This window comes from Streptomyces sp. NPDC057287 (assembly GCF_042667905.1).
Taxonomy (GTDB): Bacteria; Actinomycetota; Actinomycetes; order Streptomycetales; family Streptomycetaceae; genus Streptomyces.
This window is the reverse complement of sequence record NZ_JBHUYV010000031.1, coordinates 1-26197: the sequence shown is the minus strand read 5'-3', so window position 1 is coordinate 26197 and position 26197 is coordinate 1. Positions and strand designations below refer to the sequence as shown.

Below are 26197 nucleotides of genomic sequence, written 5' to 3'. Positions count from 1 at the left end.
GGGCCCCGCCGGTTGTCCCCGCCCCCCCGCGGCGCCCCCCCGTTGGGGGCAACCGGGGGGGGGGGGGGGGGGGGGGGCCCGCCCCACCACCGAAAGGGGTGAACCGTCGTAACTTTCCCGCCCCAGTCGCGTTCTGTTGCGATAAAAAGGGGGTTCGGTGACGCTGAGTCAGGCTGCGGCCAGCTCCGAGCGGGCCGCGCGGCGTTCCGCGGCGCGTGCGGGATCGAGGGCGGGCACCGCGGCCAGGAGCTGCTTGGTGTACGGGTCCCGTGGCGATCCGTAGACCTCGTCGACGATGCCCTGCTCGACGATCCGGCCCTGCCGCATCACCGCCACGCGGTCGCTGACCTGCCGTACGACGGCCAGGTCGTGGGCGATGAAGACGAGCCCGAGGCCGAGCTCCCGCTGGAGCTCCGCGAGCAGGTCGATCACCTGGGCCTGGGTCGTGACGTCGAGCGCGGAGACCGGTTCGTCGCAGACGATCAGCTTCGGCTCGGCGGCGAGCGCACGCGCGATGCCGACCCGCTGGCGCTGCCCGCCGCTGAACTCGTGCGGATAGCGTTCGCTCCGGCCGGCGTCGAGGCCGACCCGTTCGAGCAGCTCGCGCACCCGGTCCCGGATCCGGGTCTCGTCGGTCTCGCCCGCCGCGCGGAGGGGATCCGCCACGGACTCACCGATCGAGCGGCGCGGGTTGAGCGAGGCGACGGGGTCCTGGAAGACCATCTGGAGCTCACGGCGGAAGGGAAGGAGCTCCCTCTCCGACAGAGAGCCGATCTCCCTTCCCCCGTACCGCAGTCCGCCCGCCGTCGGGTCGATCAGCCGCACGAGCATGCGCCCGAGCGTCGTCTTCCCGCTGCCGCTCTCCCCCACGATGCCGAGAGTCTCGCCGGCGCGGACGGTCAGCGAGACCCCGTCCACGGCGGTGACACGGCCGCTCCCCCGGCCGAACTCGCGCCGGAGGCCGACGGCTTCGAGGAGCGGTGCGGCCTCGGACGGCGCGGTCCTCGGGCCGGGGACCCCGGGCCGCCTCTCGTCGAGGCGGGGCACCGACGCCAGGAGCTCGCGGGTGTACGGCTCACGGGGGGCGCCCAGCACCTCGGCGACCGGCCCGCGTTCCACCGCGCGCCCGTTCTGCATCACCAGGACGTCGTCCACGCTCTCCGCCGCGACGCCCACGTCGTGGGTGACCAGCAGCAGCCCCATGCCCGTCTCACGGCGCAGGTCGTGCAGCAGGTCCAGGATCTGGGCCTGCACGATGACGTCGAGGGCGGTGGTCGGCTCGTCGGCGATGATCAGCCGGGGTTCGCAGGCAAGGGCCGTCGCGATGAGGGCCCGCTGCCGCATCCCCCCGGAGAACTCGTGCGGCCGGGACCGGGCGCGGCGGGCCGCGTCCGGGATGCCGACCCGGCCCAGGACCTCGACGGCCCGGGCCCGTGCCGCTCGCCGGGAGACGGAGTTGTGCACCCGGTACACCTCGGCGATCTGGTCGCCGACGGTGTAGTACGGGTCGAGCGAGGAGAGCGGGTCCTGGAAGACCATCGCGGCCTTCGCACCCCGCAGCGCCCGGAGCCCGGCGTCGTCCGCCGTGCCCACGTCCGTACCGGCGACGCGGACGGTCCCGGTCACCCGGGCCCCCGTGCCCCGGTGCAGTCCGAGCAGGGCGGAGGCCGACGCGCTCTTGCCGGAGCCTGACTCGCCGACGACACCGAGGGCGGCGCCCGCCTCCAGGGTGAAGGAGAGCCCGTCCACGGCACGGACGGCGCCGAAGTCGATGGTGAGGTCCTCGACCTGGACCAGAGGTGTTGTCATGACAGGACCACCCGTCGGTCGGCCAGCGCGTACAGCAGGTCCGCGACGGCATTGGCGAGCACCACGAAGAAGCCGGTCACCAGCACCATGCCGACGACCATGGGCAGATCGACGACCTTGACGGCGTGCACCAGTTCGCGCCCGATGCCCGGGATCCCGAAGAGGGACTCGGTGAGCACGGCGCCGCCGAACATGCTGCCGAAGTCCAGCGCGCTGAGCGCGATCACGGGTGCGAGCGCACCGCGCAGCGCGTGCCGTCCGATGATGGCGCGCTCGCTGACGCCGTAGGCGCGGAAGGTGCGCACATGGTCCTCGGCCAGCGTCTCCAGCATGGAGCTCCTGGTCAGCCGGGCGTACTTGGCGGACTCGATGAGCGCCAGGGACACCCAGGGCAACAGGAGCCCCCAGGCCCATTGCTCGGGGTCCTCGGTGAAGGGCACATAGGTCGGCGAGGGCAGCCACTGCAGCGTGGAGCAGAAGACGATGATGAGCAGCAGCCCGATGACGAAGACCGGCGTGGCCGTGCCGGCCAGGGTCAGCCAGGTCAGGGCCCGCTCGGTGATCCGGCCCCGCCGCCAGGCGGACAGCACTCCCGTACCGACGCCGAGCAGGATCCAGAGGGCGAAGGCGCCGACGACGAGCGAGCCGGTGACCGGCAGCTTGGCCAGGATCAGCCGCGTGATCTGCTGGTCGCTCTGGTACGAGATCCCGAGGCAGGGCGCGGAGCAGTGCTCCACGCCGGTGCCGGTGGAGAAGTCCCGTCCGGCGACGACGCCCTGGAGGAAGTGCCAGTACTGCGTGTACACGGGGTCGTCGAGCCGGAGCTGCTCGGTGACCTGGGCGACCTGGGCGGGCGAGCACCGGGGCCCGCAGGTGATCTGGGCCACGTCACCCGGGGCCACGTAGAAGACCGCGTACAGGACGACGGTCAGGGAGAGGAGGACGAAGACGGCTCCGCCGAGCCGTCTCAGCAGGAAACCGGTCACGACGCCTGCTCCTTCGTGCGTTCCCTGCGTCCCGTGCCGATCCGCAGCCGGGAGGCGGCCCGCGGGTCGAGTGCCGTGCGGACGCCCTCGCCGAGCACGGTCAGGGCGAGCACGGTCGCGAACAGCAGCCCGGCGGGCAGCAGGAGATAGGTGGGGGCCGACTGGTACCAGGTGTCGGCCTCGGTGAGCATCTGCCCCCAGGACGGGGTGGGCGGCTTGATGCCGACTCCGAGGAAGGACAGGGCCGCCTCCACGGTGATGTTGACGGGGAAGAGCAGCGCGGCGTACGTGATGACGGGCGCGGCGAGCGAGGGCAGCAGTTCGCGCCGGGCGATGCTCCACCGTCCGCGGCCGGCGAGGCGGGCCGCGGAGACGAAGTCGAGGGACTTCAGGGCGAGCGTCTGGGCACGCACGATCTTGGACGTCCCCGCCCAGTTGATGCCGCCGATGACCAGCGCGATCAGGACGGGCCGGGGGAAGGAGGCCGGCACGATCGCGAGCAGGCCCAGGGCGATGACCATGAGCGGCAGGGCGACGTTGATGTCGGTGATCCGGCTGAGGACCTGGTCGACCGGGCGGCTGCCGAGGGCGGCCGCCAGACCCACGGCCACGCCGATGGTGACCTGGAGGACGGTGGCCACGACGGCCACGCCGAGCGAGACCCGGGCCCCGTACACGACGCGGGCGAAGAGGTCGCGGCCGGTCTGCGGTTCGACGCCGAACCAGTGGTCCGCGCTGATGCCGCCGAAGGAACCGATGGGGACCCCGCCGGCCGCCGAGTCGACGAGGTCGGGGTGGTAGGTGTTGGGATCCTGGCCCGCGAGCGCGGCGAGCAGCGGCGCGCCGATCGCGGCCAGGAGGAGCAGGAGGACCACGGCCGCCGCGACGGCGGCCGCGCGCTGTGCGCGCAGCCGCCGCCAGAACTGACGGGCCCCCGAGGCGGGGGCGGCGACCGGCGCCGCCCCCGCCTCCTGGACCAGAAGTGCTTCCGACATGGTTACTTGACCGCTGTCTGGGAGATGTCGAGGACGCCGGTCCAGTCGCTGATGACGACGTTCTTGATGTCCTGGCCGTAGAGGCGCTTGTAGACCGGGTGGAAGAGCGGCACCGTCAGGGCCTGCTCGCCGATCTTCTTGTCGAGCGCGCCCCAGCGCCGGGCCGCGGCCTCCAGGTCGGTGAGCTTGTTGATCTCGTCGATCTCCTTGTTGACCGACGCGTCGTTCAGGAAGCCGGTGTTGAAGTTGGCCCCGTCCTTCACGATCTGGCGGCCGTCGAAGATCGGCGCGAGGAACGGGCCGCCGGAGGGCCAGTCGGCACCCCAGTGGGCGAGGAAGAAGCCCGGCTCCTTGGAGGCGCTGTGGATGGTGTCGGAGTAGTCGTTGCTCTCCAGGCCCTTGAGCTCGACGGTGATCCCGGCCTTCTTGAGCGCGGCCTGGAGTGCCGTGGCGATCTCCGGGCTGGTCTCGAAGTCCTTGTCGTTGGAGTGCGTGAGGGTGACCTTCAGGCCCTTGGGGTAACCGGCCTCCTTCAGCAGCTCCTTGGCCTTGGCGGCGTTGCCGGTCCCGCCCGCCGGGAAGTGGTCGTACGGCGTGTAGCCGAAGGACTTCTGGTTCGGCAGGTAGGTGGTGGCGGGCTCCGCGAGCGAGGAGCCGCCTGCCGCGTTGATCACGGAGGAGCGGTCGACGGCGTACGAGATCGCCTGGCGCACCTTGGGGTCGTCGAACGGCTTCACCTTCGGGTTGAAGGCGATGTAGTTCGTGTAGCCGAAGTGGCCTGTGCCGACGCGGGCGGCGAGCTTCCTGTCACCGGAGACCTGGGCCAGCTCGGCCGGGCCGAGGTTGGTGTCGGTCGTGACGGCGGCGGCGTCGACGCCCTGCGAGGCGGAGAGCCGCTGGTTGATGACGGCGGAGTCCAGGCCGGAGCGTACGTCGATCTTGTCCGGGTAGGCCTTGCGCTCCTCGTCGGTCTCCGCCGACCAGTGCTCGTTGCGCTCCAGGACGAGCCGCTCGCCGTCGTTCTCGTTCGTGACGACCTTGTACGGCCCGGAGGAGACGGGGTGCTCCTCGTACTTGGTGCCCGTGTCCTTGGCCTTCGGCACCGGGGTCGTCTGGGTCTGGGTGGCGAGGAAGGGGAACTCGCCCTCGGGCTTGTTCAGGTGGAAGACGATGGTCTTGTCGTCCGGCACCTCGATCGAGGCGAGGCCCTTCTTGTCCTTGTACGGGCCCTGGTAGTCGGCGCCGCCGATCAGCCAGTCGCGCAGGTAGGGGGCGCCGCCGGAGAGTTCGGCGGCGAAGGAGCGCTCGATGCCGTACTTGATGTCCGCACTGGTGATCGCGGTGCCGTCCTCGTACTTCAGGCCGTCCTTGAGGGTGTACGTCCAGACGGTGGCGTTCTTGCTGGGCGTGCCCAGGTCGGTGGCGAGGTCGGGCACGACCTCGGCGCCCGCCGCGCCGTTCTCGCGGTTGCGCGTGGTGAGCGTGCGGAAGACGAGGGAGGGGACGTTGCCGCCGCCGGAGGTGTAGAGCCGCGCGGGGTCGAAGTCCTCCTGCGGGTTGCTGTTGAGGACCGTGAGGGTGCCCCCCTTCTGCGGCTTGCCCGAGGCGCCGGACCCGCCGCCGCTTCCCCCGTCCTCCTTGGGCCCCGCGCAGGCCGCGAGGCCTGCGACCAGGGCGAGACCGACAGCGGCGGCGGTTGCCACACGGCGTGATATGACGGACGGCTGACTCATCGGAAGATGACCTCTCGGTGTGCTGCGGCAGGGAGGTGGAGATGTCCGTGCGGGCGCAGCCGGTCCCGCCCCGGTGACGGGGGAAGGGGGACCGGAAACCGGAATGCCGCGCCTGCGGACGGAGTACGCCCGGGCGCGGCAGGGAAGAGGTCCGAGGAGCCCGCCAAGGGGCTCGCCGGGAAGCCGACGCGCGCTCGAGCAGGCGTCAGCGACAGAGAACGTCGGCTACGCAGTGCCCGGCCACGCCGAGGAGCGCCAGCTCAAGGGCGGCGCGCTCGGAGGTTGCAGGGCTGCGTGACATGCGGAGAAATATGGACGACCCCTCCTCCGATGTCAACGCGCAATGAGACGCGCGTCCCACCATGCGGACAGCGCGTCTCCTCGGCCACTCAACTACCCGGATACACCCAGGGGTTGGGGCGGCACTTGATGCCGTCGATGTCCAGGGTCTTGGTCTGCTGCTGCATCACGGGCGCCAGGGCCCCCGGGGTGCGGCAGCTCACGTGGTTGTGCCCCAGCCGGTGGCCGACCTCGTGGTTGATCAGCATCTGACGGTAGGTCAGAAGCTTGTCCTTGCCGAAGGTGGAGGCTCCCTGCGCCCAGCGGTACGCGTTGATCATCACGCGGTCGGTGGCGGCCGAGTCGCAGGAGACGTTGTCCTCCGTGGTGTCCAGGCCGGACTTCTCGCACCAGACCCCGGTGGTCCCCGGGCTCGCGAGAGTGATCACGAAGTCGGGCTCACCGGAGGAGATCCGCTCGAAGGTCATGGCACCGTTGTGCGCCCAGCTGCGGTCGTCGTTCAGCGTCTTCTGCACCGCTTCGGCGAACAGCCCGGTGTCGAGGCCGAGTCCCTTCTCGACGTCGATCCGGTACCGGTACTCGTGCCCCTTGCCCGGAGCCTCGGCGAGCCCGGGCACCGCCTCGAACTTCCCGGACGCCTTCAGGTCCGGGGCCAGGGGATAGGCGGTGGCCATCTTCTGGGCGTACGACAGGGGCTTGACCTCCTGCCGCTGCACCTGGGGGGTCGGCCGGTCCACCGAGCGGGAGGCGTCCCCGGAGTCCTGCCGGTCGACGCCCGAGGACTGCGGACCGTCGACCGCACCCCCGGGATCCTGCGCCACCTGCCCGGCCACCACGACCGCGAGCACCGTGGTCACGGCGGCGGCCGCGATCCCGGTGAAGGTGCGGCCCTTGCCCCCCTTCGCCCCGCGTGCCTCCCCGTCCTCCGGGACACCGCCGGATCCGTCGGGCTCCGCGGACGTCCGGGCGTCCTCGGGCGGGAGCGGCGGTCCGGGGAGCGAAGGCGTGGTGTCGAACGCCTCCAGGAACTCCCTGCGCGGGCCCGGTATCAGCGTGGAGCTGCCGGTCTGCGGTCCCGCCGTACGGCGCTCGGTCTCCTGCCGCGCCGCCTGCTGCCGGGCCATGGCTGCCTGCCGGGCACGGAAGACGTCCTGGCCGCCCGGACCCGCCGGATCCCGCCGGCTGTCGTACGGCGGCTGCGGCGCGGTTCCCCAGCCCCCACCGGGCTCACGCTGTTCGGGGTGTCCGCCCCGCACCTGCGGAGCGTCGAGGAACGGGCTGTGGCCCTCCCGCGGAGGCGGCGTGACGGCTTCCCGCCCGCGCCTGCCTGTGCCGCGTTCCGCACCCGCCGCGGCGGCGGTGCCGTTGTCGCGCCGGGTGGCCTCGGGGCCCTTTCGGCTATGTCGTCCCACGCCCCGGATCAGCTCCCGCCGCTTTCGTCGAGCAGTTCCCGGAAGGCCTGGGCGACCGCCTCCGGGTACTCCATCATCGCCACGTGCCCGGCATCGGGCAGTGTCAGCAGGCGCGAGTCGCGGAATGCCGCGGACGCCCTGCGTGCCATCCGGTACGAGACGAGCTGGTCCCGTCCGCCGTACACCAGCAGGGTCGGTGCGAGCACCCGCTCGGCCTGGCGCCACAGCCCGTGCTGTCCTCCCAGCGTGTAGGCATCGACGATGCCCCGTGCCGAGCGCGTCATGGCGTCCCAGAAGTACGGCAGCTCCAGCCGTCGCTCCATCTCACCCACCGCGTGGCGGAAGGCTTCGTCGGAGATTCGTGCCGGATCGCCGTAACAGAGTGCCATGGCACCACGGGTGCGCTGTTCGGCGGTCCAGTCCCGGGTGAGCCGGACGAACAGGGACGCGACGCCCGGGAGTGCGAGCAGGGCGGTCGGTACGGCCGGCCGCTGGACCCGGATCTCGGGCAGGGCCGGGGAGATCAGCGTCAGGGTGCGCACCAGATCGGGCCGCACCGCAGCGACCCGGGTGGCAACGGCGCCACCCAGAGAATTACCGAAAAGGTGAACGGGCCCGCGCCGGTCCGCGTCCAGCAGCCGCATCACCGCCCGGGCGTGTCCGGTGACGGAGTAGTTCCCGTCGTCCGGGGGCGGGGAGTCCCCGAACCCGGGCAGGTCGACCGCCTCGCTGTCGAGCGTGTCCGCCAGCAGCGGCATCAGGGCCGACCAGTTCTGGGAGGAGCCGCCCAGGCCGTGCACGAAGAGAGCGGGAGCCGGCCCCTCCGTCTCCGCCGGCCGGGAGCGGACGGTCAGGGTGAGGCCGGGCAGCGCGACGGTGCGCAGCTTCTCCCCCTCGGCGACCCGGACGGCACTGACCGTGGGTGCCACCGCGGCGGCGGCGGCCTGGATACCGGGCAGCTCGGTCGAAGACATGCGGCAATGTTACGAGACGATCACGCGGTGGTTCATGTGTTCGCGGTCACAGGCCGCATAGCGCCCCCGGGGGGTTGCTCCTAGGCTGCAAGGGAAGGAAGGGAGCCACCATGACGGTCGACCCGAGCGACCCGGAGACCTTCGAGGATCCCCAGCCGGACGAACCGGACCCCGAAGCCCCTGAGGCCGATGCCGCCGAACAGCAGGCCGCCGTCCGGCCGGAGCGCGACGAACCGCCCACCGGCGTCGACCGCGGCGCGGCGAACGAGGCGGATGCGGCCGAGCAGGCCCGCGTCGTCGCGGTGGACGAGGACGAATACCGGTAGAACGCACCGCTTTGCGGCATGGGCCCGTCCATCTGCGGCTACCGCAGCCGTCCGGTCCGTGAAATTCTGCGTCCGCGCCGCGCACACCCGGGTTACTCAAAAGTACGATGGCCCCACGGCGCAGCGTGCACGGTACGACTGTGTTCGACCACGAAATTGGGAGGCGGCGTGACAGCCATCGAGCAGACAGAGGCGGCGCGCCCGCGGGGCACCCGGCTGCCCCGCCGTGCCCGACGCAATCAGCTGCTGGGCGCCGCCCAGGAGGTCTTCGTCGCGCAGGGCTACCACGCCGCGGCGATGGACGACATCGCCGAGCGGGCGGGCGTCAGCAAGCCGGTGCTCTACCAGCACTTCCCGGGCAAGCTGGACCTCTACCTCGCCCTTCTCGACCAGCACTGCGAGTCGCTTCTCCAGGCGGTCCGTACGGCGCTCGCCTCGACGACGGACAACAAGATGCGCGTCGAGGCGACGATGGACGCCTACTTCGCGTACGTGGAGGACGAGGGCGGCGCCTTCCGCCTGGTCTTCGAGTCCGACCTGACGAACGAGCCGGCGGTCCGCGAAAGGGTCGACCGCGTATCGCTGCAGTGCGCGGAGGCCATCTCCGACGTCATCGCCGGCGACACGGGCCTGTCCAAGGACGAATCGATGCTGCTCGCGGTCGGCCTCGGCGGTGTCTCCCAGGTCGTGGCGCGCTACTGGCTCTCCAGCCGCTCCGGCATTCCGCGTGAGACCGCCGTCCAGCTGCTCACGTCTCTGGCCTGGCGGGGTATCGCCGGATTCCCCCTGCACGGCGTCGATCAGCACTGAGCCCCGGCCGGAGCGAGGACCGGTGTTCGCTGCGGGCGTTGCCGGTCGACCCGTGGTCCGTCCCTTCACCGGGTTAATGTGTGCTGCGTACGGCGCGGTACACCGCGCAGAGACGGACCGTCGGAGGGACATAGCCGTGGAGGTCAAGATCGGGGTGCAGCACACGCCCCGCGAGATCGTTCTGGAGAGCGGACTTTCCGCCGAAGAGGTCGAGAGCGCGGTCGGCGAGGCGCTCAACGGCAAGGCGCAGCTGCTCAGCCTCACGGACGACAAGGGCCGCAAGGTCCTGGTGCCGGCCGACCGGATCGCCTACGTGGAGATCGGCGAGCCCAGCACCCGGCGGGTGGGATTCGGCGCGCTGTAGCCCGCGCGACGTGGCAGCAGAGGTGGAGGCCCGGCGGAATCATCCGCCGGGCCTTCACCGCTTCTCCGTCGGACCTGCTCCCGATTCTTCCCTCGGTGGGGTTCACGGGAGCGGAGGAGGGTTGTATTCCGCAGGCCACGGGTAAGACGGCCTAGGACCGACCGACCGCTGCGCCACTTAGCGAGGTGACCCCTCTGTGCTCTGGGAATCCATCAGCTCCGTCGTGCTCGGACTCGCCCTTTCCTGGGTCGCGCTCCGCGCTCTGCCCGGCCGGCTCCCGTCCTCCCGCGTGGTGTTCGCCACGGGTGGGCTGGGCGCCCTGTTCGGTGCGTATCTGACGCATTCGACGCTGGGCTCCGGCCATGTCCTGGCGACGCCCACCGGCGCCGTTCTGGTCGGGGCGGTGACCCTGTCCCTGCTGATCCGCCCGCGCGGCGGCCGACGGGTGCGATCAGCGGCGGCCCAGTAGGGCCCGCCGCTCAGGCCGCGAGGCCGAGCGCGGCCATCCGCTTGGTGTGCGCCTCGGTGATCCGGGAGAACATCCTGCCGACCTCGGCGAGGTCGAAGCCGTCCGCCACTCCGCCCACGAGCATCGTGGACAGGGCGTCGCGGTCGGCGACCACCCGCTGGGCCTGCGAGAGCGCCTCGCCCATCAGCCTGCGCGCCCAGAGGGCGAGCCTGCCGCCGACCCGGGGCTCCGCCTCGATGGCGGCCCGCACCTTCTCCACCGCGAAGTTCCCGTGGCCCGTGTCGTCGAGCACGGAGAGGACGAGGGACCGGGTGTCCATGTCGAGGCGGGCGGCGATCTCCCGGTAGAAGTCGCTGGCGATCGAGTCGCCGACGTACGCCTTGACCAGGCCCTCCAGCCAGTCCGAGGGGGCCGTCTGGCGGTGGAAGTCGTCCAGCGCCTTGGCGAACGGCTCCATGGCCGCGGTCGGCGTCTCGTCGACGGCGGTGAGCCGGTCGGTGAGCTGCTCGAAATGATGGAATTCGGCGGACGCCATCCTTGCCAGGGCAGCCTTGTCGCCGAGTGTCGGCGCGAGTTTGGCATCCTCGGCGAGACGCTCGAAGGCCGCGAGTTCCCCGTAGGCGAGAGCGCCGAGCAGATCCACGACCGCGGCGCGGTACTGCGGGTCGGCGGAGGCGGTGGCCCAGTCCTGGGCGGCGATTCCGGTCGGTGCGGGAGCTTCGTCGGATACTTCAGTGGCGTTGTCAGGCGTCTCCATGGAGCGCAGAATAGCCCGCCCCGAGGGGGACCGAAGGGCCTGGTCAGCAGGAGACATCACACCGTTCCGATGAATTCGCCCAACACGCATGCGCGAATCCGGGGTACAGTGGTATTGCGCTTGCTGAGCATTTTGGTGTGCCAGGAGCGCGACCTTGAATGAGGATGCCCGGTCGGTGGCCCGATCGGCTCCGACCCGACAGCCCTCCACGCGGTGTGTACACCACGTACGACCGCAGATGAGGGGCCCCCTCAGCGGCACGAGCGCTCGAGCGACGGCAGTGGTCCCGCGCCACCCGGCCCATCCACGGCCGGACGACAGACCCCGGCACGGTACGACCCCCAGCGTTCGCCTCGGGCCGCGTCTCACAGAAGAGGCAGCACCCTGACTACGTTCCGCGACCTCGGAATCCTTACCGAGACGGCCGAAGCCCTCGAGGCGGTCGGCATCACGTCCCCCTTCCCCATCCAGGAGATGACGCTCCCCGTAGCGCTCTCCGGCTCCGACGTCATCGGCCAGGCCAAGACCGGCACCGGCAAGACGCTGGGCTTCGGTCTCCCGCTCCTGGAGCGCGTGACCGTCCCCGCCGACGTCGAGGCGGGCCGCGCCGCGCCCGAGAAGCTGACCGACGCGCCGCAGGCCCTGATCGTCGTTCCGACCCGCGAGCTCTGCCAGCAGGTCACCAACGACCTCCTGACCGCCGGCAAGGCCCGTAACGTCCGCGTTCTCGCGATCTACGGCGGCCGGGCCTACGAGCCCCAGGTCGAGGCCCTTAAGAAGGGCGTCGACGTGGTCGTCGGCACCCCGGGCCGGCTGCTCGACCTGGCGGGCCAGCGCAAGCTCGACCTCTCGCACATCCGTGTCCTCGTCCTGGACGAGGCCGACGAGATGCTCGACCTCGGCTTCCTGCCCGACGTCGAGCGCATCATCACCATGCTGCCGCCGAAGCGCCAGACGATGCTCTTCTCGGCCACCATGCCGGGCGCCGTCATCAGCCTCGCGCGCCGCTACATGTCGCAGCCGACGCACATCAACGCCACCTCGCCCGACGACGAGGGCACGACCGTCAAGAACACGGCGCAGCACGTCTACCGCGCCCACAACATGGACAAGCCGGAGATGGTCTCGCGCATCCTGCAGGCCGAGGGCCGCGGGCTGGCGATGATCTTCTGCCGCACGAAGCGGACGGCCGCCGACATCGCCGAGCAGCTGGAGAAGCGCGGCTTCGCGTCCGGCGCGGTCCACGGCGACCTCGGCCAGGGCGCCCGTGAGCAGGCGCTGCGGGCCTTCCGCAACGGCAAGGTGGACGTCCTCGTCTGCACCGATGTCGCCGCGCGCGGCATCGACGTCGAGGGTGTGACCCATGTCATCAACTACCAGTCGCCGGAGGACGAGAAGACGTACCTCCACCGCATCGGCCGTACCGGCCGCGCGGGTGCCAAGGGCATCGCGATCACGCTGGTCGACTGGGACGACATCCCGCGCTGGCAGCTGATCAACAAGGCGCTGGACCTGAAGTTCCCGGACCCGCCGGAGACGTACTCCACCTCCCCGCACCTGTACGAGGAGCTCCGCATCCCGGCCGGCACCAAGGGTGTCCTGCCGCGCACCGAGCGGACCCGTGCGGGTCTGCGCGCGGAGGAGCTCGAGGACCTCGGCGAGACCGGCGGCCGCGGCCGCAAGTCCGCAGCCTCCGCCCCGGCACCCCGTGAGGAGCGCCCGCCGCGCACGCCGCGTCAGCGTCGCCGCACGCGGAGCGGCGGCGTCACCGACGAGGCCGCCGCCGTGACCGTGCCCGCTCCCGCCGTCGAGCCGGCAGGTGAGGACACGCCGGAGCCGCGCACCCCGCGCCGCCGGCGCCGTACCCGTGCCGCCGTCACCGAGGGTGTCGCCGAGGCCGCGGTGGCCGTCGCCGAGGCTCCGGTCGCGGAGGCCCCGGCCGCCGCACCCGAGGCCGAGCCGGCCGCGGAGGCGAAGCCGCGCCGCCGCCGTGCGCGCGCCGCGGCCCCGAAGGAAGCGGCCGTCGTGTCCGCCCCGGCCGCCCCGGTGGCCGAGCCCGTGGTCGACTTCCAGACCGTGGCGATCGCCGCGCCGGCCGCGGAGCCCGTGGCCACCAAGCCGCGCCGCCGCACCCGGATCGTGAAGCCGGCCGACGAGGTCGACTTCCAGATCGCGCCGGTCTCCGAGCCCGTGACCGAGACCAGGGCGCGCCGTCGTCCCCGCGCCGCCACGAAGCCGAAGGCCGAGGCCGTGGCCACCGCGGTGACCGCCGAGGACGCCGTGGAGACCAAGCCGCGCCGTCGTCGCCCGCGCGCCGCGGCAGCCGACAAGGCGGAGGCCACCGTCGCGTCCGAGGCCGTGACTGACGAGGCGCCCACGAAGCCGCGCAGGCGTCGTCCCCGCGCGGCCGCCGCCGCCGAGTCGGCCGAGGGCTGATCACCGGCCGCAGCCACCTTCGTACGGCCCCGGTTCCCGCTCGGCGGGGGCCGGGGCCGTACGTCTGCCCGGGCGCTTCCGGGCGCCCGGCGATACGCTCGGCCCCATGAGCCGGCCGCCCACCTTCGTCCCGCCGCCCTGCGCCCGTTCCCGCGTCCTGCGTACGGCGCGCGGGGACTTCGCCGTGCTGGACGCGGTACCGCCTGCCGGCGCGCACTCCACCGCGCTCCTGCTGCCCGGGTACACCGGCAGCAAGGAGGACTTCATCGCGCTGCTCGAACCGCTCGCCGAGGCCGGTTTCCGCGTGCTCTCCCCCGACGGCCGCGGACAGTACGAGACCGAGGGGACGGGGCGCCAGGAGTCCTATGCCCAGGCGGAGTTGGCGCGCGACGTACTGGCCCAGGCGGCTGCCGCGGACGTGGTCCCGGCCTCCGGCGGCATCCATCTGCTCGGCCACTCCCTGGGCGGCCAGATCGCCCGCGCGGCGGTACTCATGGACGCCGCGCCCTTCCGTTCGCTGACCCTGATGTCGTCCGGTCCCGCCGAGATCGACCTCGCGCAGCAGAAGAAGGCGCGGCTGCTCGGCGACGCGGTGGGGCGCTGGAGCATGGACGAGGTGTGGCAGATGATGCGGGCGATGGACCCGCCCGAGGACGCCGACACCGGTGACGGGGAGGACCTGCGCCGCCGCTGGCTGCGTCACGACCCGGCGCAGCTGGCCGCCACGGGCGCGCAGCTGTGCTGCGAGCCCGACCGGGTGGCCGAACTGGCCGCGCTGTCCCTGCCCGTGCACGTCGTCTCGGGGGAGCGCGACGACGTCTGGCCCGTGCCGCTTCTCGACCGGATGGCCGAGCGGCTGGGCGCCCGCCGGACGGTGATCAGGGGTGCGGAGCACTCCCCCAACACGGCCCGTCCGGCGGAGACCGCTGCCGCACTCGTCTCGTTCTGGAACGGCGTCTGACCCTCACCCGGGCCGGCCGGGGCGGCCGGCCCGGCGGGCGGAGTCAGTACTGCGCCTGCAGGTGCTGCCAGAAGCCGTCGCGCAGCGCCCGGCGCAGGTGGGCATGGCCGCGCAGCGAGTGCTGGAGGAGCCGTTCGGCCTCGACGAGCAGGTCCTGGTCGACGGAGCCCGGCAGGTAGGGGTGGCCCGGCAGCAGGTCGGCGAGAGCTTCACGGCCGCGCGAGGAGAGCCAGTTGGCCGCGATCTGCGCACCGACGAACCGCACGTCCTCGCGGGCGGGCGCGGGACCGTCGTCCTCGTACATCGTGACGGAGCGCCGGGTCACGTACGGACGGCAGAAGTCGAGGTCGAAGGTGCGCTGGCTGTCGACCTCCCAGAGCAGCGGCTCGGCCTGGTTGCGGCCCTCCCCGGCCTCGATGCCCCAGAGGTGGACGCGGGCGCCGTAGCCCTGGGCGGCCTCCACGGCCGAGACCAGGTCCTCGTCACCTCCGACGAGCGCCGCGTCGCTGATGGCGCGGTGCCGGGCGAGCGACTCGAGGTCGGTGCGGATGAGGGAGTCGACGCCCTTCTGCTGATTGTTGGCGTTGAGGTTGCCCAGCCTGACCTTGACGTCGGGGAGTTCGGCGATGGACTGCTGCTCGACGGTGTGGGTCCGGCGCCTGGCCCCGTCGTACCAGTACACGCGCAGCAGCCTGCTGTCGGCGAAGATCGTACGGGCCTTGTCGATGAAGGCCTCGATCAGCCCTTCGGCGTCGAGGTCGAAGGACCGGCGGTCCTCGGTGCCCGTGACGAGGAGCCCGGCCGCGGCGTAGACGTAGCCCGCGTCCACGAAGATCGCATGAGTGGAGGGGGTCTTCGAGACCTCGGCGAGGACGCGTTGGAGGAGCTCGTTGGTGCGGTCCAACTGGTCGCGGATGCCGGGCTCCTCGTCCGGCCGCGGGTCCGCGTGGCTCATTCTGGCCTCATTGTCTGCACATGGCTGATTACCGACGGGTACTTAGACATCCAAAAAATTTCCTTAGCGTAGGGAATGTTTGCGGTAGGCAAGTCGTTGTACCCCTTGTGGAGCGCGAGACGCAGTCGGCTTGCGCTCCCCATCCTTGCGGACGGCCAGCCCGTCCTCCCAGTAGTTCTCCAGCAGGAGGATCAGACGAAGGGAAGCCATATGCGCTTCGAGATCATGCGACTCGACGATGTCGACGGTACCGCCGTGGACAGCACCGTCGTGGACGCCGCCTCCGTCAACCGGATCGTGCAGCAGGCCGCGGCAATGGGCCAGCGCATCTACATCCGGCCGGCCGACACGTCGGCTTCGTAACACCTTGTATTGCTTCGCGTCGCTGACTTCGAGCGCATGACGAGCTGAAGAAAGACGAAGCGCCCCCGCACGGAAGGCCCGTGCGGGGGCGCTGTGGTGTCCGGGCACGTGGACGTCAGGAGTTCTGGACGACCTGGGTGACGCCGTTGATGATCTGCTGCACCGCGATGGCCGAGAGCATCATCCCGGCGAGCCGGGTCACCAGCACGACCCCGCCGTCCCTGATCACGCGGATGATCAGCAGCGAGTACCGCATGGTCACCCAGAGCACGAGGTGCATCGCCACGATCGCCGCCCAGACCGAGATCTGGCCGGAGGTCCCGTCGGCGTTCTGTACCGCGAGGATCACCGAGACGATCGCGCCGGGCCCGGCGAGCAGCGGCATGCCGAGCGGCACGAGGGCCACATTGACGTCCTTGGTCTGCGTCGGCTCGTCCGTCTTGCCGGTCAGCAGGTCCAGCGCGATGAGCAGCAGGAGCAGACCGCCCGCGATCATCAGCGCGGGCACGGAGACATGCAGGTAGTCGAGGATCTGCTGGCCGAGGAGGCCGAACACGGCGATCACGCCGAAGGCGACGGCGACCGCCTGCAGGGCCATCCTGCGCTGGACCTTGGCGGGGCGGCCCGCGGTGAGGGCGAGGAAGATCGGGGTGATTCCGGGCGGATCCATGATCACGAAAAGGGTGAGGAAGAGGGATCCGAAGACAGCGATGTCGAACACGGTGAGCCTTGCGAGAGAAGAGCGGGCCGGACAGGAGGATGCGCGCCGGCACGCCGGGAGGACGCCCGGGCGCGCGAGGACGCGACGGTCAGGGAGGAGGAGCGAGAGGAGAGGAGGGCCCCGTTACGCGGGGAGCGGTCCGCCGGCGCCCGGCACGGGGAACGCCCCCGTGGCACGCCGGGTGATCTCGCCGTAGATCTCGGGGTCGGTGGTGTACTCCCCGAGCCGGACCGTCTTGCGGCTGCCGTGGTAGTCGCTGGACCCGGTGGGCAGCAGCCCCAGCTCGGAGGCGAGCCCCCGCAGCCGCGCCCTGGTGGGCCCGTCGTGGTCCATGTGGTCGACCTCGATGCCGTCGAGGCCTGCGGCGGCCAGCCGCGCGATCACGGATTCGGGCACCACCTCGCCGCGCTTGACGGCGAGCGGGTGGGCGAAGACGGTGACACCGCCCGCGGCCTTCACCAGCCGGACCGCGTCGAACGGGTCGAGTTCGTGCTTGTCGGCGTACGCGCGACCGCCGTTGCCCAGCCAGGCCGAGGTGAAGGCGTCGGAGACCGTGTCGACGACCCCGAGCTCCACCAGCGCGGTCGCGACGTGCGGGCGGCCGACCGACCCGTCCCCGGCGATTCGCGCGACCTGGTCCCAGGTGACCGGCACGCCCAGCTCCTGGAGCCTCAGCACCATGGCCTGCGCGCGCGGCACCCGGTCGTCCCGGACGAGCTCCCGCTCGCGGGCCAGTTCGGGCCCGGACGGGTCGAAGAGGTAGGCCAGCATGTGCAGGCCGATGCCGTCGATGCGGCAGGAGAGCTCGGCGCCGGTGACGAGCGTGAGGCCCTCGGGGAGGGCGGCCGCGGCTGCCGCGTGACCCGCGACCGTGTCGTGGTCGGTCAGGGCGACGACGTCGAGGCCCGCCGCGGCGGCGTTGGCCACCAGCTCGGCGGGGGTGTCCGTGCCGTCCGAAGCGGTGGAGTGGGTGTGCAGATCGATGCGCACGACGCGTACTCCGGTGCTGGTGGACGGACAGGGGACGGTCAAGGATAACCGCCGGGCGTCACCCGGCCGGCCCCGTCCCGCGCCCGCCCGGGGTCAGGGCGGCGTGAGCAGCCGGGGGGTGAGGGCTCCGCACGGCAGGAGGTCCACTTCCCCGCCGGCGTCGCGCAGGTCGGTCAGCACCAGTTCGTCGTACATCAGGAGCCCGGACTGTTCGGGCCAGACGATCGCCCAGAGCCACAGGCCGCGCGCCTCGCCCGCGAAGACCGCCCGGTCGGGGGGCGCGTCCTTGACGTGCCAGAGGGCTGTGGGCCTCCCCGCCGCGAGGACCTTGGCGTCGGGGGCCCCGTCGACGCACAGGCCGGTGCCGGGGTCGGGGCCGTCGATGCCCGCGTAACGCGCGCCGAGCCCGACGCCGAGCTCCTCGGCGACGAGCAGCAGTTCGCCCATGCCTCCGAGAGGACCGGGGCCCGAACACACGACGGCGGTCGCCCGGCCGCCGCTGCGGTCGTCGCCCGCGTACGCCGCGCCCGTGAAGAGCCAGCCGACCGGGAGCGGCCAGGGCATCCACACCGGCACCTGGGCCCGGTGCACGACCACGCCCAGCGCCTCGACGCTGGGCGGGACCACCGGCTGCATCGGGTGCACCTGGCCGTGTGCGGAGCACTGCCAGGCATCGGCGAAGAGGCCGGGCGCCCTGACCCGGCCACCGCACTTCGGGCAACTGGGTTCGCCCCTCATAGCGCCCAACGGTCCTCTCCGGTCGTCGCCGCGTCAAGGACGATCACCCGTCCGCAGCGCGGCTCCGGCCGGAAGAGATAGATGCAGCTTGCACTTATTAGGATGGCTAACTTATTCTGTGCGCAACGCAACGATCTAGTGGAGAGCGAGAGAACCCATGCGGGGAGAGGATCCGTTCGACAAGGGGACGACCAGCATCCTGCGCCAGCCGAAGGCCGTCTGGGCCACGGCGGGCGCCTCGGTCGTGGCCTTCATGGGGATCGGCCTGGTGGACCCGATCCTGCCGTCCATCGCGAAGGGACTCGATGCCACGCCCAGCCAGGTGTCCCTGCTGTTCACCTCGTACTTCCTGATCACCGCGGTCGCGATGCTGGTCACCGGCTTCGTCTCCAGCCGCATCGGCGGACGCTGGACCCTGCTCGTCGGGCTCGCCCTGGTCGTCGTCTTCGCCGCACTCTCCGGCACGTCCTCGTCCGTCGCGGAACTGGTCGGCTTCCGGGCCGGCTGGGGACTGGGCAACGCCCTGTTCGTGTCCACCGCCCTCGCGGTGATCGTCGGCGCTGCCGCCGGCGGCAGCGCGGCGGCGATCCTGCTGTACGAGTCGGCGCTCGGGCTCGGAATGGCCTGCGGGCCCCTGGTCGGCGCCCTGCTCGGTGACGCCAGCTGGCGCTACCCGTTCTTCGGCACGGCGGTCCTGATGGCGATCGGCTTCCTCTGCATCACCGCGTTCCTCAAGGAGCAGCCCACGCCGGCGCGGAAGACCTCCCTGCTCGACCCGGTGAAGGCACTCGGACACGGAGGCCTGGCCTCGGTCGCCACCTCGGCCTTCTTCTACAACTACGCGTTCTTCACGATCCTGGCCTTCACGCCGTTCGTGCTGGACATGTCGCCGTACAGGTCGGGTGCGGTGTTCTTCGCCTGGGGGCTGCTGCTCGCCGTCTTCTCGGTGCTCGTCGCACCGCGCCTTCAGCGGCGCTTCGGCTCGCTGAAGGTGGTCGGCGGCTCTCTGGTCCTGCTCGCCGCGGACCTGGTGATCCTCGGATACGGCGACCACACCACGGCCGTCGTCTGCACCATCGTCTCGGGCGCCTTCATCGGCATGAACAACACGGTCTACACCGAACTGGCCCTGAGCGTCTCGGACGCGCCGCGCCCGGTGGCGAGCGCCGGCTACAACTTCGTCCGCTGGTTCGCCGCCGCGGCGGCTCCCTACCTCGCCCCGAAGATCGAGGAGTGGAGCGACATCCACGTCCCGTTCGTGGTCGCCGCCGTCGCGGCCCTGGCCGGCGCCGTCGTCGTCGGGGTCAGGCGCTCGGCGCTGACCCACGAGGCCGAGGAGCTGGAGCCGCGCCACGCCGCGGAGGACGGCGTCACCGTGTTCGCCGACCGGCCCTGAGACCCCTTGCCCCTGCCCCGCCCACGGCCCTCCACCGGCCGCGCGGCGGGGCCTGCCCGCGTCCGGCCCGTCAGTCCAGCGCCACGGACGCGCGCAGCGGGTCCCGCAGGTCCGTCCCCTGCGAGAGCCAGCGCTCCTGGAGCTCCTGCGCGCCCCTGACCCGCTTCCAGGCAGCCTCGTTGTGCGTCATCGGAAGCAGCGGCAGGAAGCACACCGGGTCCATCGGCGCGTCCAGCTCCAGGTCCTCGACCAGGCCTCCCGGCTCGGCGACCAGGACGGAGCTGAAGGGAGCCCCGGTCCACAGCGGCTGCCCGAGGTCCAGCGACGCGCCGGGGGCCACGATCAGCCCCTCGACCTGAGGGGAGGCCGCGAGCACCGCGAGGGGCCGCAGCACCTGATCGGTGTCGGCGAGCCCCACCCGTACGGACAGGACCAGCTCGGCACGGGGGCCCTTCACCGGGTCGGCGAGGGGCGAGGTCGGGTCGGCCATCGGCTGGGCGGACATACCGAGCGTGGCGTAGCGCACCACGTCACCGTCGATGAAGCGGAGCACCTCGATGCGGTCCGTGCCGAGGAAGGTCACATCGGCGCGCGCGTCCGGCTCACCCAGCGCCGTACGGAGCCGGGCCTCGACCAGATCAAGAATTTCTCCCATGCCGCGAGCATAGAACGAGTAAGGAATGGGAACAGAAAGGGATTGGCTCCTCGACCGGCTGATAGCCTGAGGCGTCGGTCGGGACAGCACGCAGAAGCGCGCTCTCAGTCCTGACAACACGTGATCCCCCACGGGGGACCGGCCGGAGGAGGTGGGGCTGCGGTGGATCCAAGTCGACCGTGCAGTACCAACCGCCCTTCCGCACGACGCCTTCCTTCTGTGATCTGACGCCCTTCCCGGCCGTCACCACGGCAGTTCGCGCACCGGAAGAGCCCCGCGTTTTTGCCTGTCTGTAGCGAACGCCGTCATCGTGCCCGCGCGGTGCCGCCCGCTTTGCGGACGTGAGCGCACGTCCCCATTCCGGGCTGTTCCACGTGCCCCGCCGACGGCCCTCCGTGAAGAGGAGCCAGCCATGTCGATGATCCGTGACCTGCGCGCCGCCGTGCGCCCGTCCATGCGCAAGAGCAACACCCCGTACAACAGCTACGACGCCACCCGTGACCCGTCCGCCTCCAGTGCCGTCGTCGACTGCGCGGTCTACCGGGACGGGCGCCGGCTCACCGAGGTCTCGTCCCTGACACCGCGCGAGGCGATGCTGCGTGTGCGGGAGGAGGGCGGCTTCGCCTGGATCGGCCTGCACGAGCCGACCGAGGAGGAGTTCGCCGGTATCGCACGGGAGTTCGGGCTCCACCCGCTCGCCGTCGAGGACGCGGTCCACGCCCACCAGCGGCCCAAGCTGGAGCGGTACGACGACACGCTGTTCACCGTCTTCAAGACGATCCACTACGTCGAGCACGCGGAACTGACCGCGACCAGCGAGGTCGTGGAGACCGGCGAGGTGATGTGCTTCACCGGACGGGATTTCGTCATCACCGTCCGGCACGGCGGACAGGGCTCGCTCCGTGCCCTGCGCCACCGCCTCCAGGAGGACCCCGAGCTGCTCTCCAAGGGCCCCTCCGCCGTGCTGCACTCCATCGCAGACCATGTCGTCGACGGCTACATCGCGGTGGCGGCGTCGGTGCAGGACGACATCGACGAGGTGGAGATCGACGTGTTCTCCACCCCCGCCAAGGGAAGCCCGCGCGGATCGGACGCCGGCCGGATCTACCAGCTGAAGCGCGAGGTGCTGGAGTTCAAGCGCGCCGTGTCGCCGCTGCTGCGGCCGATGCAGCTGCTCAGCGAGCGCCCGATGCGGCTGATCGACCCGGACATCCAGAACTACTTCCGTGACGTGGCCGACCACCTGGCCCGGGTGCACGAGGAGGTCATCGGCTTCGACGAGCTGCTCAACTCGATCCTCCAGGCCAATCTGGCGCAGGCCACCGTCACGCAGAACGAGGACATGCGCAAGATCACCTCCTGGGCGGCGATCATCGCCGTACCGACGATGATCTGCGGGGTCTACGGCATGAACTTCGAGCACATGCCCGAACTGCGGTGGACGTACGGCTATCCGATGGTGCTCGCCCTCATCGGCGTCGTCTGCTTCTCGATCCACCGCACCCTCAAGCGCAACGGCTGGCTCTAATAGAGTGCGCCCATGACTGCTGCTGACGTGTTGCTTGCCCGGGCTCTCGTCGAGGAGGCCACCAAGAAGTCCGGCCTGATCTGGGTGCGGGGCTCGGGTGCCTCCCGGGCGCTGTGGCACGTGTGGCACGAGGGCGCGGCCCTGCTCGTCGGTGACGGCCCCGGGGAGCAGCCGCTCCCCGCCGGGCTGGACGCCGGCTCCGCCGCCGAAGTGACCGTACGCAGCAAGGACAAGGGCGGCAGGCTCCTCAGCTGGACCGCCGCCGTCGTGGTGCTGGAGCCGCACTCCGAGGAGTGGGAGGCGGCGGTCGGCGAGCTCAAGGGCAAGCGGCTGAACGCCCCGGACGCCGAGCGGCTGACGGAACGGTGGGCGCGCGAGTGCCGCGTCGTACGGCTGGCCCCCGGCGCGTCGAGCACCGAGCTGCCGGACGGCTCGCTGGCCGCGCCGCCCTTGCCCACCGGGGCGACCACGCGGCGGACGGCCCCGGCCGCACTCCCCCGGCTGCTGCTGAAGCGCCGCAGGAAGCGCTGAGGAGTCCGGCGGCCGGCTCGGTCAGCCGCCGGACGACCTGGGCAGCTCGCCGCCGTAGTCGACCGTGTCGTCGTCGGAAGGTGCCTCCAGCGGGAAGCTCTCGCCCCAGTGGGCGAGGGTGACGGTGCCACCGCCCCCGCCCCGGGCCACGCGCAGGGGGTAGGGAGTGCCCTTGAGGGAGACGTCCAGCGCACCACCCTCACCCTCTCCGCCCATGATCTGCACGGTGGGCACCCCGCCGACCGTGTCCCGGTCACTCTTGTTGATCTTCCCGTGCAGGGTGAGCATCCCGTCGAGGAGCGTCTTCTTCTCCGTGAAGCCGCGCAGCTGCTGGTAGGTCGGGTCGTCCTCGGGGACCTTCACGAACTTGCCCTCGAGCGTGTCGGCGGCCTGGTCGCTCTCGTCGTCGGCCTTCTCGTCCTTCCAGAAGCCCGCGTCGGCCTTGAGGAAGAGCTCGTCACCGATGCGCAGCAGGGCGAACGTGTTCTGCTTCGACGTGACCGACCCCGTGCCGCCCTCGCCGCTCAGCTGCATGTCCAGGGTGTACGTCCCGCCCTTGCTGACCAGTTTGCCCGTCAGCCGCACGGCCTCCGCGGCGTCGGCGGCGGCCCGCGCCTTCTTGTCGATCTGGTCTGCCGTCAGCTTGCCGACGCCGTTGGTCCCCTTGTCCGGGTCCTCTCCGGCGCAGGCCGTGAGCGCGACGGTCAGCCCCGCGCAGAGCACCACGGCGAAAGCGTTCCGGCGGCGGGCCCGGACGGCCGGGGCGGAAGAGGTCACGGGCGCACTGCCTCTCATCTGTGTGTCGGGGGTTGGCAGACGGCAGCGTACCCGTGCCGCGTACGCCGATCGGCAGAGCGCCGGACGGACGGTCCGCCAAGGCGTCCCGGACCGGTACGGGCTAGCCTGATCACGGCAAACGAGGACGCGGGGACAGAGGGAGGGGCACAGGATGGCGGCAGGCACTCCCAGAGTTTTCGTCTCACACCTCTCCGGCGTACCGGTGTTCGACCCGAACGGCGACCAGGTCGGCCGGGTCCGCGATCTCGTGGCGATGCTCCGGGTCGGCGGCAAGCCGCCGCGTCTGCTGGGCATGGTCGTCGAGGTCGTGAGCCGGCGGCGCATCTTCCTGCCGATGACGCGGGTGACGGGCGTCGAGTCCGGCCAGGTCATCACCACCGGTGTGGTCAACATGAGGCGCTTCGAGCAGCGCCCGACCGAGCGACTCGTCCTCGGTGAGTTCCTTGACCGGCGGGTGCGCCTCGTGGAGACGGACGAGGAGGTGACCGTCCTCGACGTCGCCATCCAGCAGCTCCCGGCCCGACGCGACTGGGAGATCGACAAGTTCTTCGTCCGCAAGGGACGCGGCGGCGCGCTGCGGCGCAAGGGCGAGGCCCTGACCGTGGAGTGGTCGGCCGTCGAGGGCTTCTCGCTGGAGGAGCACGGGCAGGGCGCGGAGAGCCTGGTGGCGACCTTCGAGCGACTGCGCCCGACCGATGTCGCCAACGCCATGCACCACTTGACGCCCAAACGGCGGGCCGAGGTCGCGGCCGCCCTGGACGACGACCGGCTCGCCGACGTCCTGGAGGAGCTCCCCGAGGACGACCAGGTGGAGATCCTGGGGAAGCTGGAGGAGGACCGCGCAGCGGACGTCCTGGAGGCGATGGACCCCGACGACGCCGCCGACCTGCTCTCGGAGCTGCCGGAGGCCGACAAGGAGCGCCTGCTGGCCCTGATGCGCCCGGACGACGCGGCCGACGTACGCCGGCTGCTTTCCTACGAGGAGCGGACCGCGGGCGGCCTGATGACGACCGAGCCGATCATCCTGCGGCCCGACGCGACCGTCGCGGACGCGCTGGCCCGGGTCCGCCAGCAGGACCTGTCGCCCGCGCTCGCCGCCCAGGTGTACGTCTGCCGGTCGCCCGACGAGACGCCCACCGGCAGGTACCTGGGCACCGTGCACTTCCAGCGGCTGCTGCGGGATCCCCCGTACACGCTGGTCAGCTCGATCGTCGACAGCGACCTCGTCCCCCTGTCACCGGACACCCCGCTGCCCGCCGTGACCAGCTATCTGGCCGCGTACAACATGGTCTCGGTGCCCGTGGTGGACGAGAGCGGCTCCCTGCTGGGTGCGGTGACCGTCGACGACGTGCTGGACCACCTGCTCCCCGAGGACTGGCGCGAGACCGACTTCCTGGGCGAGGAGGAGATCACCGATGGCCGCTGAGGAGCGTGCGAGGGCCGCGCCGACCGGCGCCTCGGGCATCGTGCGCCCGCCGCGCTTCCGGCTCGACCAGCCGAAGGCGCCCCGGCGCCGGCTGCTGCCCGAGTACGACCCCGAGGCGTTCGGCCGGTTCTCCGAGCGCATCGCCCGCTTCCTGGGCACCGGACGGTTCATCGTCTGGATGACGCTCATCATCATCCTGTGGGTGGTGTGGAACATCTTCGCGCCGGAGAAGCTGCGGTTCGACGAGTACCCCTTCATCTTCCTGACCCTGATGCTGTCCCTCCAGGCGTCCTACGCCGCCCCGCTGATCCTGCTCGCGCAGAACCGCCAGGACGACCGCGACCGGGTCACCCACGAGCAGGACCGCAAGCAGAACGAGCGTTCCATCGCGGACACCGAGTTCCTCAGCCGGGAGATCGCCGCGCTCCGGATGGGCCTCGGGGAGGTCGCCACCCGGGACTGGATCCGTTCGGAGCTGGAGGCCATGGTGAAGGACATGGAGGAGCGCCGGGTGGTCCTGCCCTCGGAGAGTGACGAAGCCGACCGTGGAGGGGCTACCCGCCCGTAGGCACCGGCGCCGTACCATCGTCCTATGGCTACGGAAGACGCGGTGCGTGAAGCACTGGCGACAGTGAACGACCCGGAGATCCACCGACCGATCACCGAGCTGGGCATGGTGAAGTCGGTCGAGATCGATCCTGACGGTGTAGTCGCTGTCACCGTGTACCTCACGGTCTCCGGCTGCCCGATGCGCGAGACGATCACCAAGAACGTGACCGACGCGGTGGCCCGCGTCGAGGGCGTCTCGCGGGTCGAGGTCACCCTCGACGTGATGAGCGACGAACAGCGCAAGGAGCTCGCCTCGTCGCTGCGCGGCGGCACGGCGGAGCGCGAGGTGCCGTTCGCCAAGCCCGGTTCGCTGACCCGTGTCTACGCGGTCGCGTCGGGCAAGGGCGGCGTGGGCAAGTCGTCGGTGACGGTGAACCTCGCGGCGGCCATGGCGGCCGACGGCCTCAAGGTCGGTGTGGTGGACGCGGACATCTACGGGCACAGCGTGCCCCGGATGCTCGGCGCCGACGGCAAGCCCACCCAGGTCGAGAACATGATCATGCCGCCCTCCGCGCACGGCGTGAAGGTGATCTCCATCGGCATGTTCACCCCGGGCAACGCCCCGGTGGTGTGGCGCGGTCCCATGCTGCACCGCGCGCTGCAGCAGTTCCTCGCCGACGTGTACTGGGGCGATCTGGACGTCCTGCTGCTGGACCTGCCCCCGGGCACCGGTGACATCGCGATCTCCGTGGCGCAGCTCGTCCCGAACGCCGAGATCCTCGTCGTCACGACGCCGCAGCAGGCCGCTGCCGAGGTCGCCGAGCGGGCCGGCTCCATCGCCGTGCAGACCCACCAGAAGATCGTCGGTGTCGTCGAGAACATGTCGGGCATGCCGTGCCCGCACTGCGACGAGATGGTCGACGTCTTCGGTTCGGGCGGCGGACAGCGGGTCGCCGACGGGCTGACGAAGACGGTCGGCGCCGAGGTGCCGGTGCTCGGCTCCATCCCGATCGACGTACGGCTGCGTGAGGGCGGCGACGAGGGCAAGCCCGTCGTCCTGTCCGACCCTGACTCCCCCGCGGGCTCCGCGCTGCGGTCCATCGCGGAGAAGCTGAGCGGCCGTCAGCGCGGCCTCTCCGGCATGTCGCTGGGGCTCACCCCGCGCAACAAGTTCTGAGCGTACGGAACGGGCGGGGGCGGGCAGCCGGGACGGGG

27 protein-coding genes are annotated in these 26197 nt (G+C 71.4%); 13 read left to right on the top strand and 14 right to left on the bottom strand.

Annotation, left to right across the window (positions count from 1 at the left end; translation table 11 throughout):
• Positions 1 to 168 precede the first annotated feature (168 nt).
• From ACFUNE_RS36555 to ACFUNE_RS36525, 7 genes are all read right to left on the bottom strand, one after another.
• Positions 169 to 1809, bottom strand: a complete 1641-nt coding sequence (locus ACFUNE_RS36555; protein ID WP_383577134.1) for a dipeptide ABC transporter ATP-binding protein — start codon at positions 1807 to 1809, stop codon at positions 169 to 171.
• On the bottom strand, positions 1806 to 2795 hold the full coding sequence (locus tag ACFUNE_RS36550) for an ABC transporter permease (protein WP_383577132.1): 990 nt from the start codon (positions 2793 to 2795) through the stop codon (positions 1806 to 1808). Before ACFUNE_RS36550 ends, ACFUNE_RS36555 begins: the two co-directional genes overlap by 4 nt.
• Entirely contained in the window at positions 2792 to 3790 is a 999-nt protein-coding gene (locus ACFUNE_RS36545) for an ABC transporter permease (protein ID WP_383577130.1), read from the bottom strand. Before ACFUNE_RS36545 ends, ACFUNE_RS36550 begins: the two co-directional genes overlap by 4 nt.
• Before the next feature lie 2 nt (positions 3791 to 3792).
• Complete coding sequence (locus ACFUNE_RS36540) at positions 3793 to 5523, bottom strand: ABC transporter substrate-binding protein (RefSeq protein WP_383577128.1); 1731 nt, start codon at positions 5521 to 5523, stop codon at positions 3793 to 3795.
• Positions 5524 to 5728: 205 nt separating this feature from the next.
• Positions 5729 to 5824, bottom strand: a complete 96-nt coding sequence (locus tag ACFUNE_RS36535) for an Ms4533A family Cys-rich leader peptide (RefSeq protein WP_383577126.1) — start codon at positions 5822 to 5824, stop codon at positions 5729 to 5731.
• A gap of 88 nt (positions 5825 to 5912) precedes the next feature.
• Positions 5913 to 7235, bottom strand: a complete 1323-nt coding sequence (locus tag ACFUNE_RS36530; protein WP_383577124.1) for a DUF3152 domain-containing protein — start codon at positions 7233 to 7235, stop codon at positions 5913 to 5915.
• Between the two features lie 8 nt (positions 7236 to 7243).
• A complete protein-coding gene (locus ACFUNE_RS36525) occupies positions 7244 to 8209 on the bottom strand; it encodes an alpha/beta fold hydrolase (protein ID WP_383577122.1) in 966 nt (321 codons plus the stop codon).
• 110 nt (positions 8210 to 8319) lie between these two features.
• On the opposite strand from ACFUNE_RS36525, the gene ACFUNE_RS36520 reads away from it, so the two are divergent.
• The 4 genes from ACFUNE_RS36520 (at position 8320) to ACFUNE_RS36505 (ending at position 10178) form a co-directional block, all read left to right on the top strand.
• On the top strand, positions 8320 to 8535 hold the full coding sequence (locus ACFUNE_RS36520; RefSeq protein WP_383577120.1) for a hypothetical protein: 216 nt from the start codon (positions 8320 to 8322) through the stop codon (positions 8533 to 8535).
• A gap of 168 nt (positions 8536 to 8703) precedes the next feature.
• On the top strand, positions 8704 to 9345 hold the full coding sequence (locus ACFUNE_RS36515) for a TetR/AcrR family transcriptional regulator (RefSeq protein WP_383577118.1): 642 nt from the start codon (positions 8704 to 8706) through the stop codon (positions 9343 to 9345).
• Between the two features lie 136 nt (positions 9346 to 9481).
• Positions 9482 to 9709 (top strand): DUF3107 domain-containing protein, encoded by a 228-nt coding sequence (locus ACFUNE_RS36510; RefSeq protein WP_167526138.1) that lies wholly within the window; start codon positions 9482 to 9484, stop codon positions 9707 to 9709.
• A gap of 196 nt (positions 9710 to 9905) precedes the next feature.
• Entirely contained in the window at positions 9906 to 10178 is a 273-nt protein-coding gene (locus ACFUNE_RS36505; RefSeq protein WP_383577116.1) for a hypothetical protein, read from the top strand.
• Between the two features lie 10 nt (positions 10179 to 10188).
• Here the strand turns inward: ACFUNE_RS36505 and ACFUNE_RS36500 are convergent, their stop codons facing one another.
• Positions 10189 to 10935 carry a ferritin-like fold-containing protein gene (locus tag ACFUNE_RS36500; RefSeq protein WP_383577115.1) on the bottom strand — a complete coding sequence of 249 codons (747 nt, stop codon included), beginning with the start codon at positions 10933 to 10935 and terminating at the stop codon, positions 10189 to 10191.
• A 474-nt stretch (positions 10936 to 11409) separates the two neighbouring features.
• Here ACFUNE_RS36500 and ACFUNE_RS36495 point away from each other — a divergent pair, with 474 nt between their 5' ends.
• Entirely contained in the window at positions 11410 to 13371 is a 1962-nt protein-coding gene (locus ACFUNE_RS36495; RefSeq protein ID WP_383577113.1) for a DEAD/DEAH box helicase, read from the top strand.
• 106 nt (positions 13372 to 13477) lie between these two features.
• Entirely contained in the window at positions 13478 to 14332 is an 855-nt protein-coding gene (locus ACFUNE_RS36490) for an alpha/beta fold hydrolase (RefSeq protein WP_383577111.1), read from the top strand.
• Positions 14333 to 14375: 43 nt separating this feature from the next.
• Here the strand turns inward: ACFUNE_RS36490 and ACFUNE_RS36485 are convergent, their stop codons facing one another.
• The gene (locus ACFUNE_RS36485; RefSeq protein WP_383577109.1) at positions 14376 to 15287 is read right to left on the bottom strand and encodes an NYN domain-containing protein; all 912 of its coding nucleotides are present in this window, start codon (positions 15285 to 15287) and stop codon (positions 14376 to 14378) included.
• Positions 15288 to 15497: 210 nt separating this feature from the next.
• Here ACFUNE_RS36485 and ACFUNE_RS36480 point away from each other — a divergent pair, with 210 nt between their 5' ends.
• Positions 15498 to 15650, top strand: a complete 153-nt coding sequence (locus ACFUNE_RS36480) for a hypothetical protein (RefSeq protein ID WP_014154223.1) — start codon at positions 15498 to 15500, stop codon at positions 15648 to 15650.
• Positions 15651 to 15765: 115 nt separating this feature from the next.
• On the opposite strand, the gene ACFUNE_RS36475 is transcribed toward ACFUNE_RS36480, so the two are convergent.
• The 3 genes from ACFUNE_RS36475 to ACFUNE_RS36465 form a co-directional block, all read right to left on the bottom strand.
• Positions 15766 to 16371: a MarC family protein gene (locus ACFUNE_RS36475; protein ID WP_383577107.1), complete on the bottom strand. Its 606-nt coding sequence runs from the start codon at positions 16369 to 16371 to the stop codon at positions 15766 to 15768.
• Positions 16372 to 16494: 123 nt separating this feature from the next.
• On the bottom strand, positions 16495 to 17361 hold the full coding sequence (locus ACFUNE_RS36470) for a PHP domain-containing protein (protein WP_383577105.1): 867 nt from the start codon (positions 17359 to 17361) through the stop codon (positions 16495 to 16497).
• Positions 17362 to 17454: 93 nt separating this feature from the next.
• Positions 17455 to 18099, bottom strand: a complete 645-nt coding sequence (locus ACFUNE_RS36465) for a DUF6758 family protein (RefSeq protein ID WP_383577103.1) — start codon at positions 18097 to 18099, stop codon at positions 17455 to 17457.
• A 157-nt stretch (positions 18100 to 18256) separates the two neighbouring features.
• Between ACFUNE_RS36465 and ACFUNE_RS36460 the strand changes: the two genes are divergently transcribed.
• Positions 18257 to 19495, top strand: coding sequence for an MFS transporter (locus tag ACFUNE_RS36460; protein WP_383577101.1), 1239 nt, complete (start codon positions 18257 to 18259; stop codon positions 19493 to 19495).
• A 70-nt stretch (positions 19496 to 19565) separates the two neighbouring features.
• Here ACFUNE_RS36460 and ACFUNE_RS36455 read toward each other — a convergent pair whose 3' ends face one another.
• Positions 19566 to 20150: a suppressor of fused domain protein gene (locus ACFUNE_RS36455; RefSeq protein ID WP_383577099.1), complete on the bottom strand. Its 585-nt coding sequence runs from the start codon at positions 20148 to 20150 to the stop codon at positions 19566 to 19568.
• A 412-nt stretch (positions 20151 to 20562) separates the two neighbouring features.
• Here ACFUNE_RS36455 and ACFUNE_RS36450 point away from each other — a divergent pair, with 412 nt between their 5' ends.
• A complete protein-coding gene (locus tag ACFUNE_RS36450) occupies positions 20563 to 21678 on the top strand; it encodes a magnesium and cobalt transport protein CorA (RefSeq protein ID WP_383577097.1) in 1116 nt (371 codons plus the stop codon).
• A gap of 12 nt (positions 21679 to 21690) precedes the next feature.
• Positions 21691 to 22209 carry a hypothetical protein gene (locus ACFUNE_RS36445; RefSeq protein ID WP_383577095.1) on the top strand — a complete coding sequence of 173 codons (519 nt, stop codon included), beginning with the start codon at positions 21691 to 21693 and terminating at the stop codon, positions 22207 to 22209.
• Positions 22210 to 22230: 21 nt separating this feature from the next.
• Here the strand turns inward: ACFUNE_RS36445 and ACFUNE_RS36440 are convergent, their stop codons facing one another.
• Positions 22231 to 22986, bottom strand: a complete 756-nt coding sequence (locus tag ACFUNE_RS36440; RefSeq protein ID WP_383577093.1) for a hypothetical protein — start codon at positions 22984 to 22986, stop codon at positions 22231 to 22233.
• 172 nt (positions 22987 to 23158) lie between these two features.
• On the opposite strand from ACFUNE_RS36440, the gene ACFUNE_RS36435 reads away from it, so the two are divergent.
• Genes ACFUNE_RS36435 through ACFUNE_RS36425 form a run of 3 tightly spaced genes read left to right on the top strand, consistent with a single transcriptional unit; the run spans position 23159 to position 26159 of the window.
• Positions 23159 to 24433, top strand: coding sequence for a magnesium transporter MgtE N-terminal domain-containing protein (locus ACFUNE_RS36435; RefSeq protein ID WP_383577091.1), 1275 nt, complete (start codon positions 23159 to 23161; stop codon positions 24431 to 24433).
• A complete protein-coding gene (locus ACFUNE_RS36430) occupies positions 24423 to 25001 on the top strand; it encodes a DUF1003 domain-containing protein (protein ID WP_383577089.1) in 579 nt (192 codons plus the stop codon). Before ACFUNE_RS36435 ends, ACFUNE_RS36430 begins: the two co-directional genes overlap by 11 nt.
• Positions 25002 to 25025: 24 nt before the next feature.
• On the top strand, positions 25026 to 26159 hold the full coding sequence (locus tag ACFUNE_RS36425; protein ID WP_203182305.1) for an Mrp/NBP35 family ATP-binding protein: 1134 nt from the start codon (positions 25026 to 25028) through the stop codon (positions 26157 to 26159).
• Positions 26160 to 26197: the final 38 nt, after the last annotated feature.

Excerpts from the sequence above, each read along its gene's own strand:
- ACFUNE_RS36480 (WP_014154223.1), top strand. The coding sequence starts at position 15,498 with ATGCGCTTCGAGATCATGCGACTCGACGATGTCGACGGTACCGCCGTG.
- ACFUNE_RS36465 (WP_383577103.1), bottom strand. The coding sequence starts at position 18,099 with ATGAGGGGCGAACCCAGTTGCCCGAAGTGCGGTGGCCGGGTCAGGGCG.
- ACFUNE_RS36455 (WP_383577099.1), bottom strand. The coding sequence starts at position 20,150 with ATGGGAGAAATTCTTGATCTGGTCGAGGCCCGGCTCCGTACGGCGCTG.
- ACFUNE_RS36445 (WP_383577095.1), top strand. The coding sequence starts at position 21,691 with ATGACTGCTGCTGACGTGTTGCTTGCCCGGGCTCTCGTCGAGGAGGCC.
- ACFUNE_RS36430 (WP_383577089.1), top strand. The coding sequence starts at position 24,423 with ATGGCCGCTGAGGAGCGTGCGAGGGCCGCGCCGACCGGCGCCTCGGGC.
- ACFUNE_RS36490 (WP_383577111.1), top strand. The coding sequence starts at position 13,478 with ATGAGCCGGCCGCCCACCTTCGTCCCGCCGCCCTGCGCCCGTTCCCGC.
- ACFUNE_RS36555 (WP_383577134.1), bottom strand. The coding sequence starts at position 1,809 with ATGACAACACCTCTGGTCCAGGTCGAGGACCTCACCATCGACTTCGGC.
- ACFUNE_RS36495 (WP_383577113.1), top strand. The coding sequence starts at position 11,410 with ATGACGCTCCCCGTAGCGCTCTCCGGCTCCGACGTCATCGGCCAGGCC.
- ACFUNE_RS36520 (WP_383577120.1), top strand. The coding sequence starts at position 8,320 with ATGACGGTCGACCCGAGCGACCCGGAGACCTTCGAGGATCCCCAGCCG.
- ACFUNE_RS36535 (WP_383577126.1), bottom strand. The coding sequence starts at position 5,824 with ATGTCACGCAGCCCTGCAACCTCCGAGCGCGCCGCCCTTGAGCTGGCG.
- ACFUNE_RS36545 (WP_383577130.1), bottom strand. The coding sequence starts at position 3,790 with ATGTCGGAAGCACTTCTGGTCCAGGAGGCGGGGGCGGCGCCGGTCGCC.
- ACFUNE_RS36450 (WP_383577097.1), top strand. The coding sequence starts at position 20,563 with ATGTCGATGATCCGTGACCTGCGCGCCGCCGTGCGCCCGTCCATGCGC.
- ACFUNE_RS36540 (WP_383577128.1), bottom strand. The coding sequence starts at position 5,523 with ATGAGTCAGCCGTCCGTCATATCACGCCGTGTGGCAACCGCCGCCGCT.
- ACFUNE_RS36500 (WP_383577115.1), bottom strand. The coding sequence starts at position 10,935 with ATGGAGACGCCTGACAACGCCACTGAAGTATCCGACGAAGCTCCCGCA.
- ACFUNE_RS36435 (WP_383577091.1), top strand. The coding sequence starts at position 23,159 with ATGGCGGCAGGCACTCCCAGAGTTTTCGTCTCACACCTCTCCGGCGTA.
- ACFUNE_RS36460 (WP_383577101.1), top strand. The coding sequence starts at position 18,257 with ATGCGGGGAGAGGATCCGTTCGACAAGGGGACGACCAGCATCCTGCGC.
- ACFUNE_RS36485 (WP_383577109.1), bottom strand. The coding sequence starts at position 15,287 with ATGAGCCACGCGGACCCGCGGCCGGACGAGGAGCCCGGCATCCGCGAC.
- ACFUNE_RS36425 (WP_203182305.1), top strand. The coding sequence starts at position 25,026 with ATGGCTACGGAAGACGCGGTGCGTGAAGCACTGGCGACAGTGAACGAC.
- ACFUNE_RS36525 (WP_383577122.1), bottom strand. The coding sequence starts at position 8,209 with ATGTCTTCGACCGAGCTGCCCGGTATCCAGGCCGCCGCCGCCGCGGTG.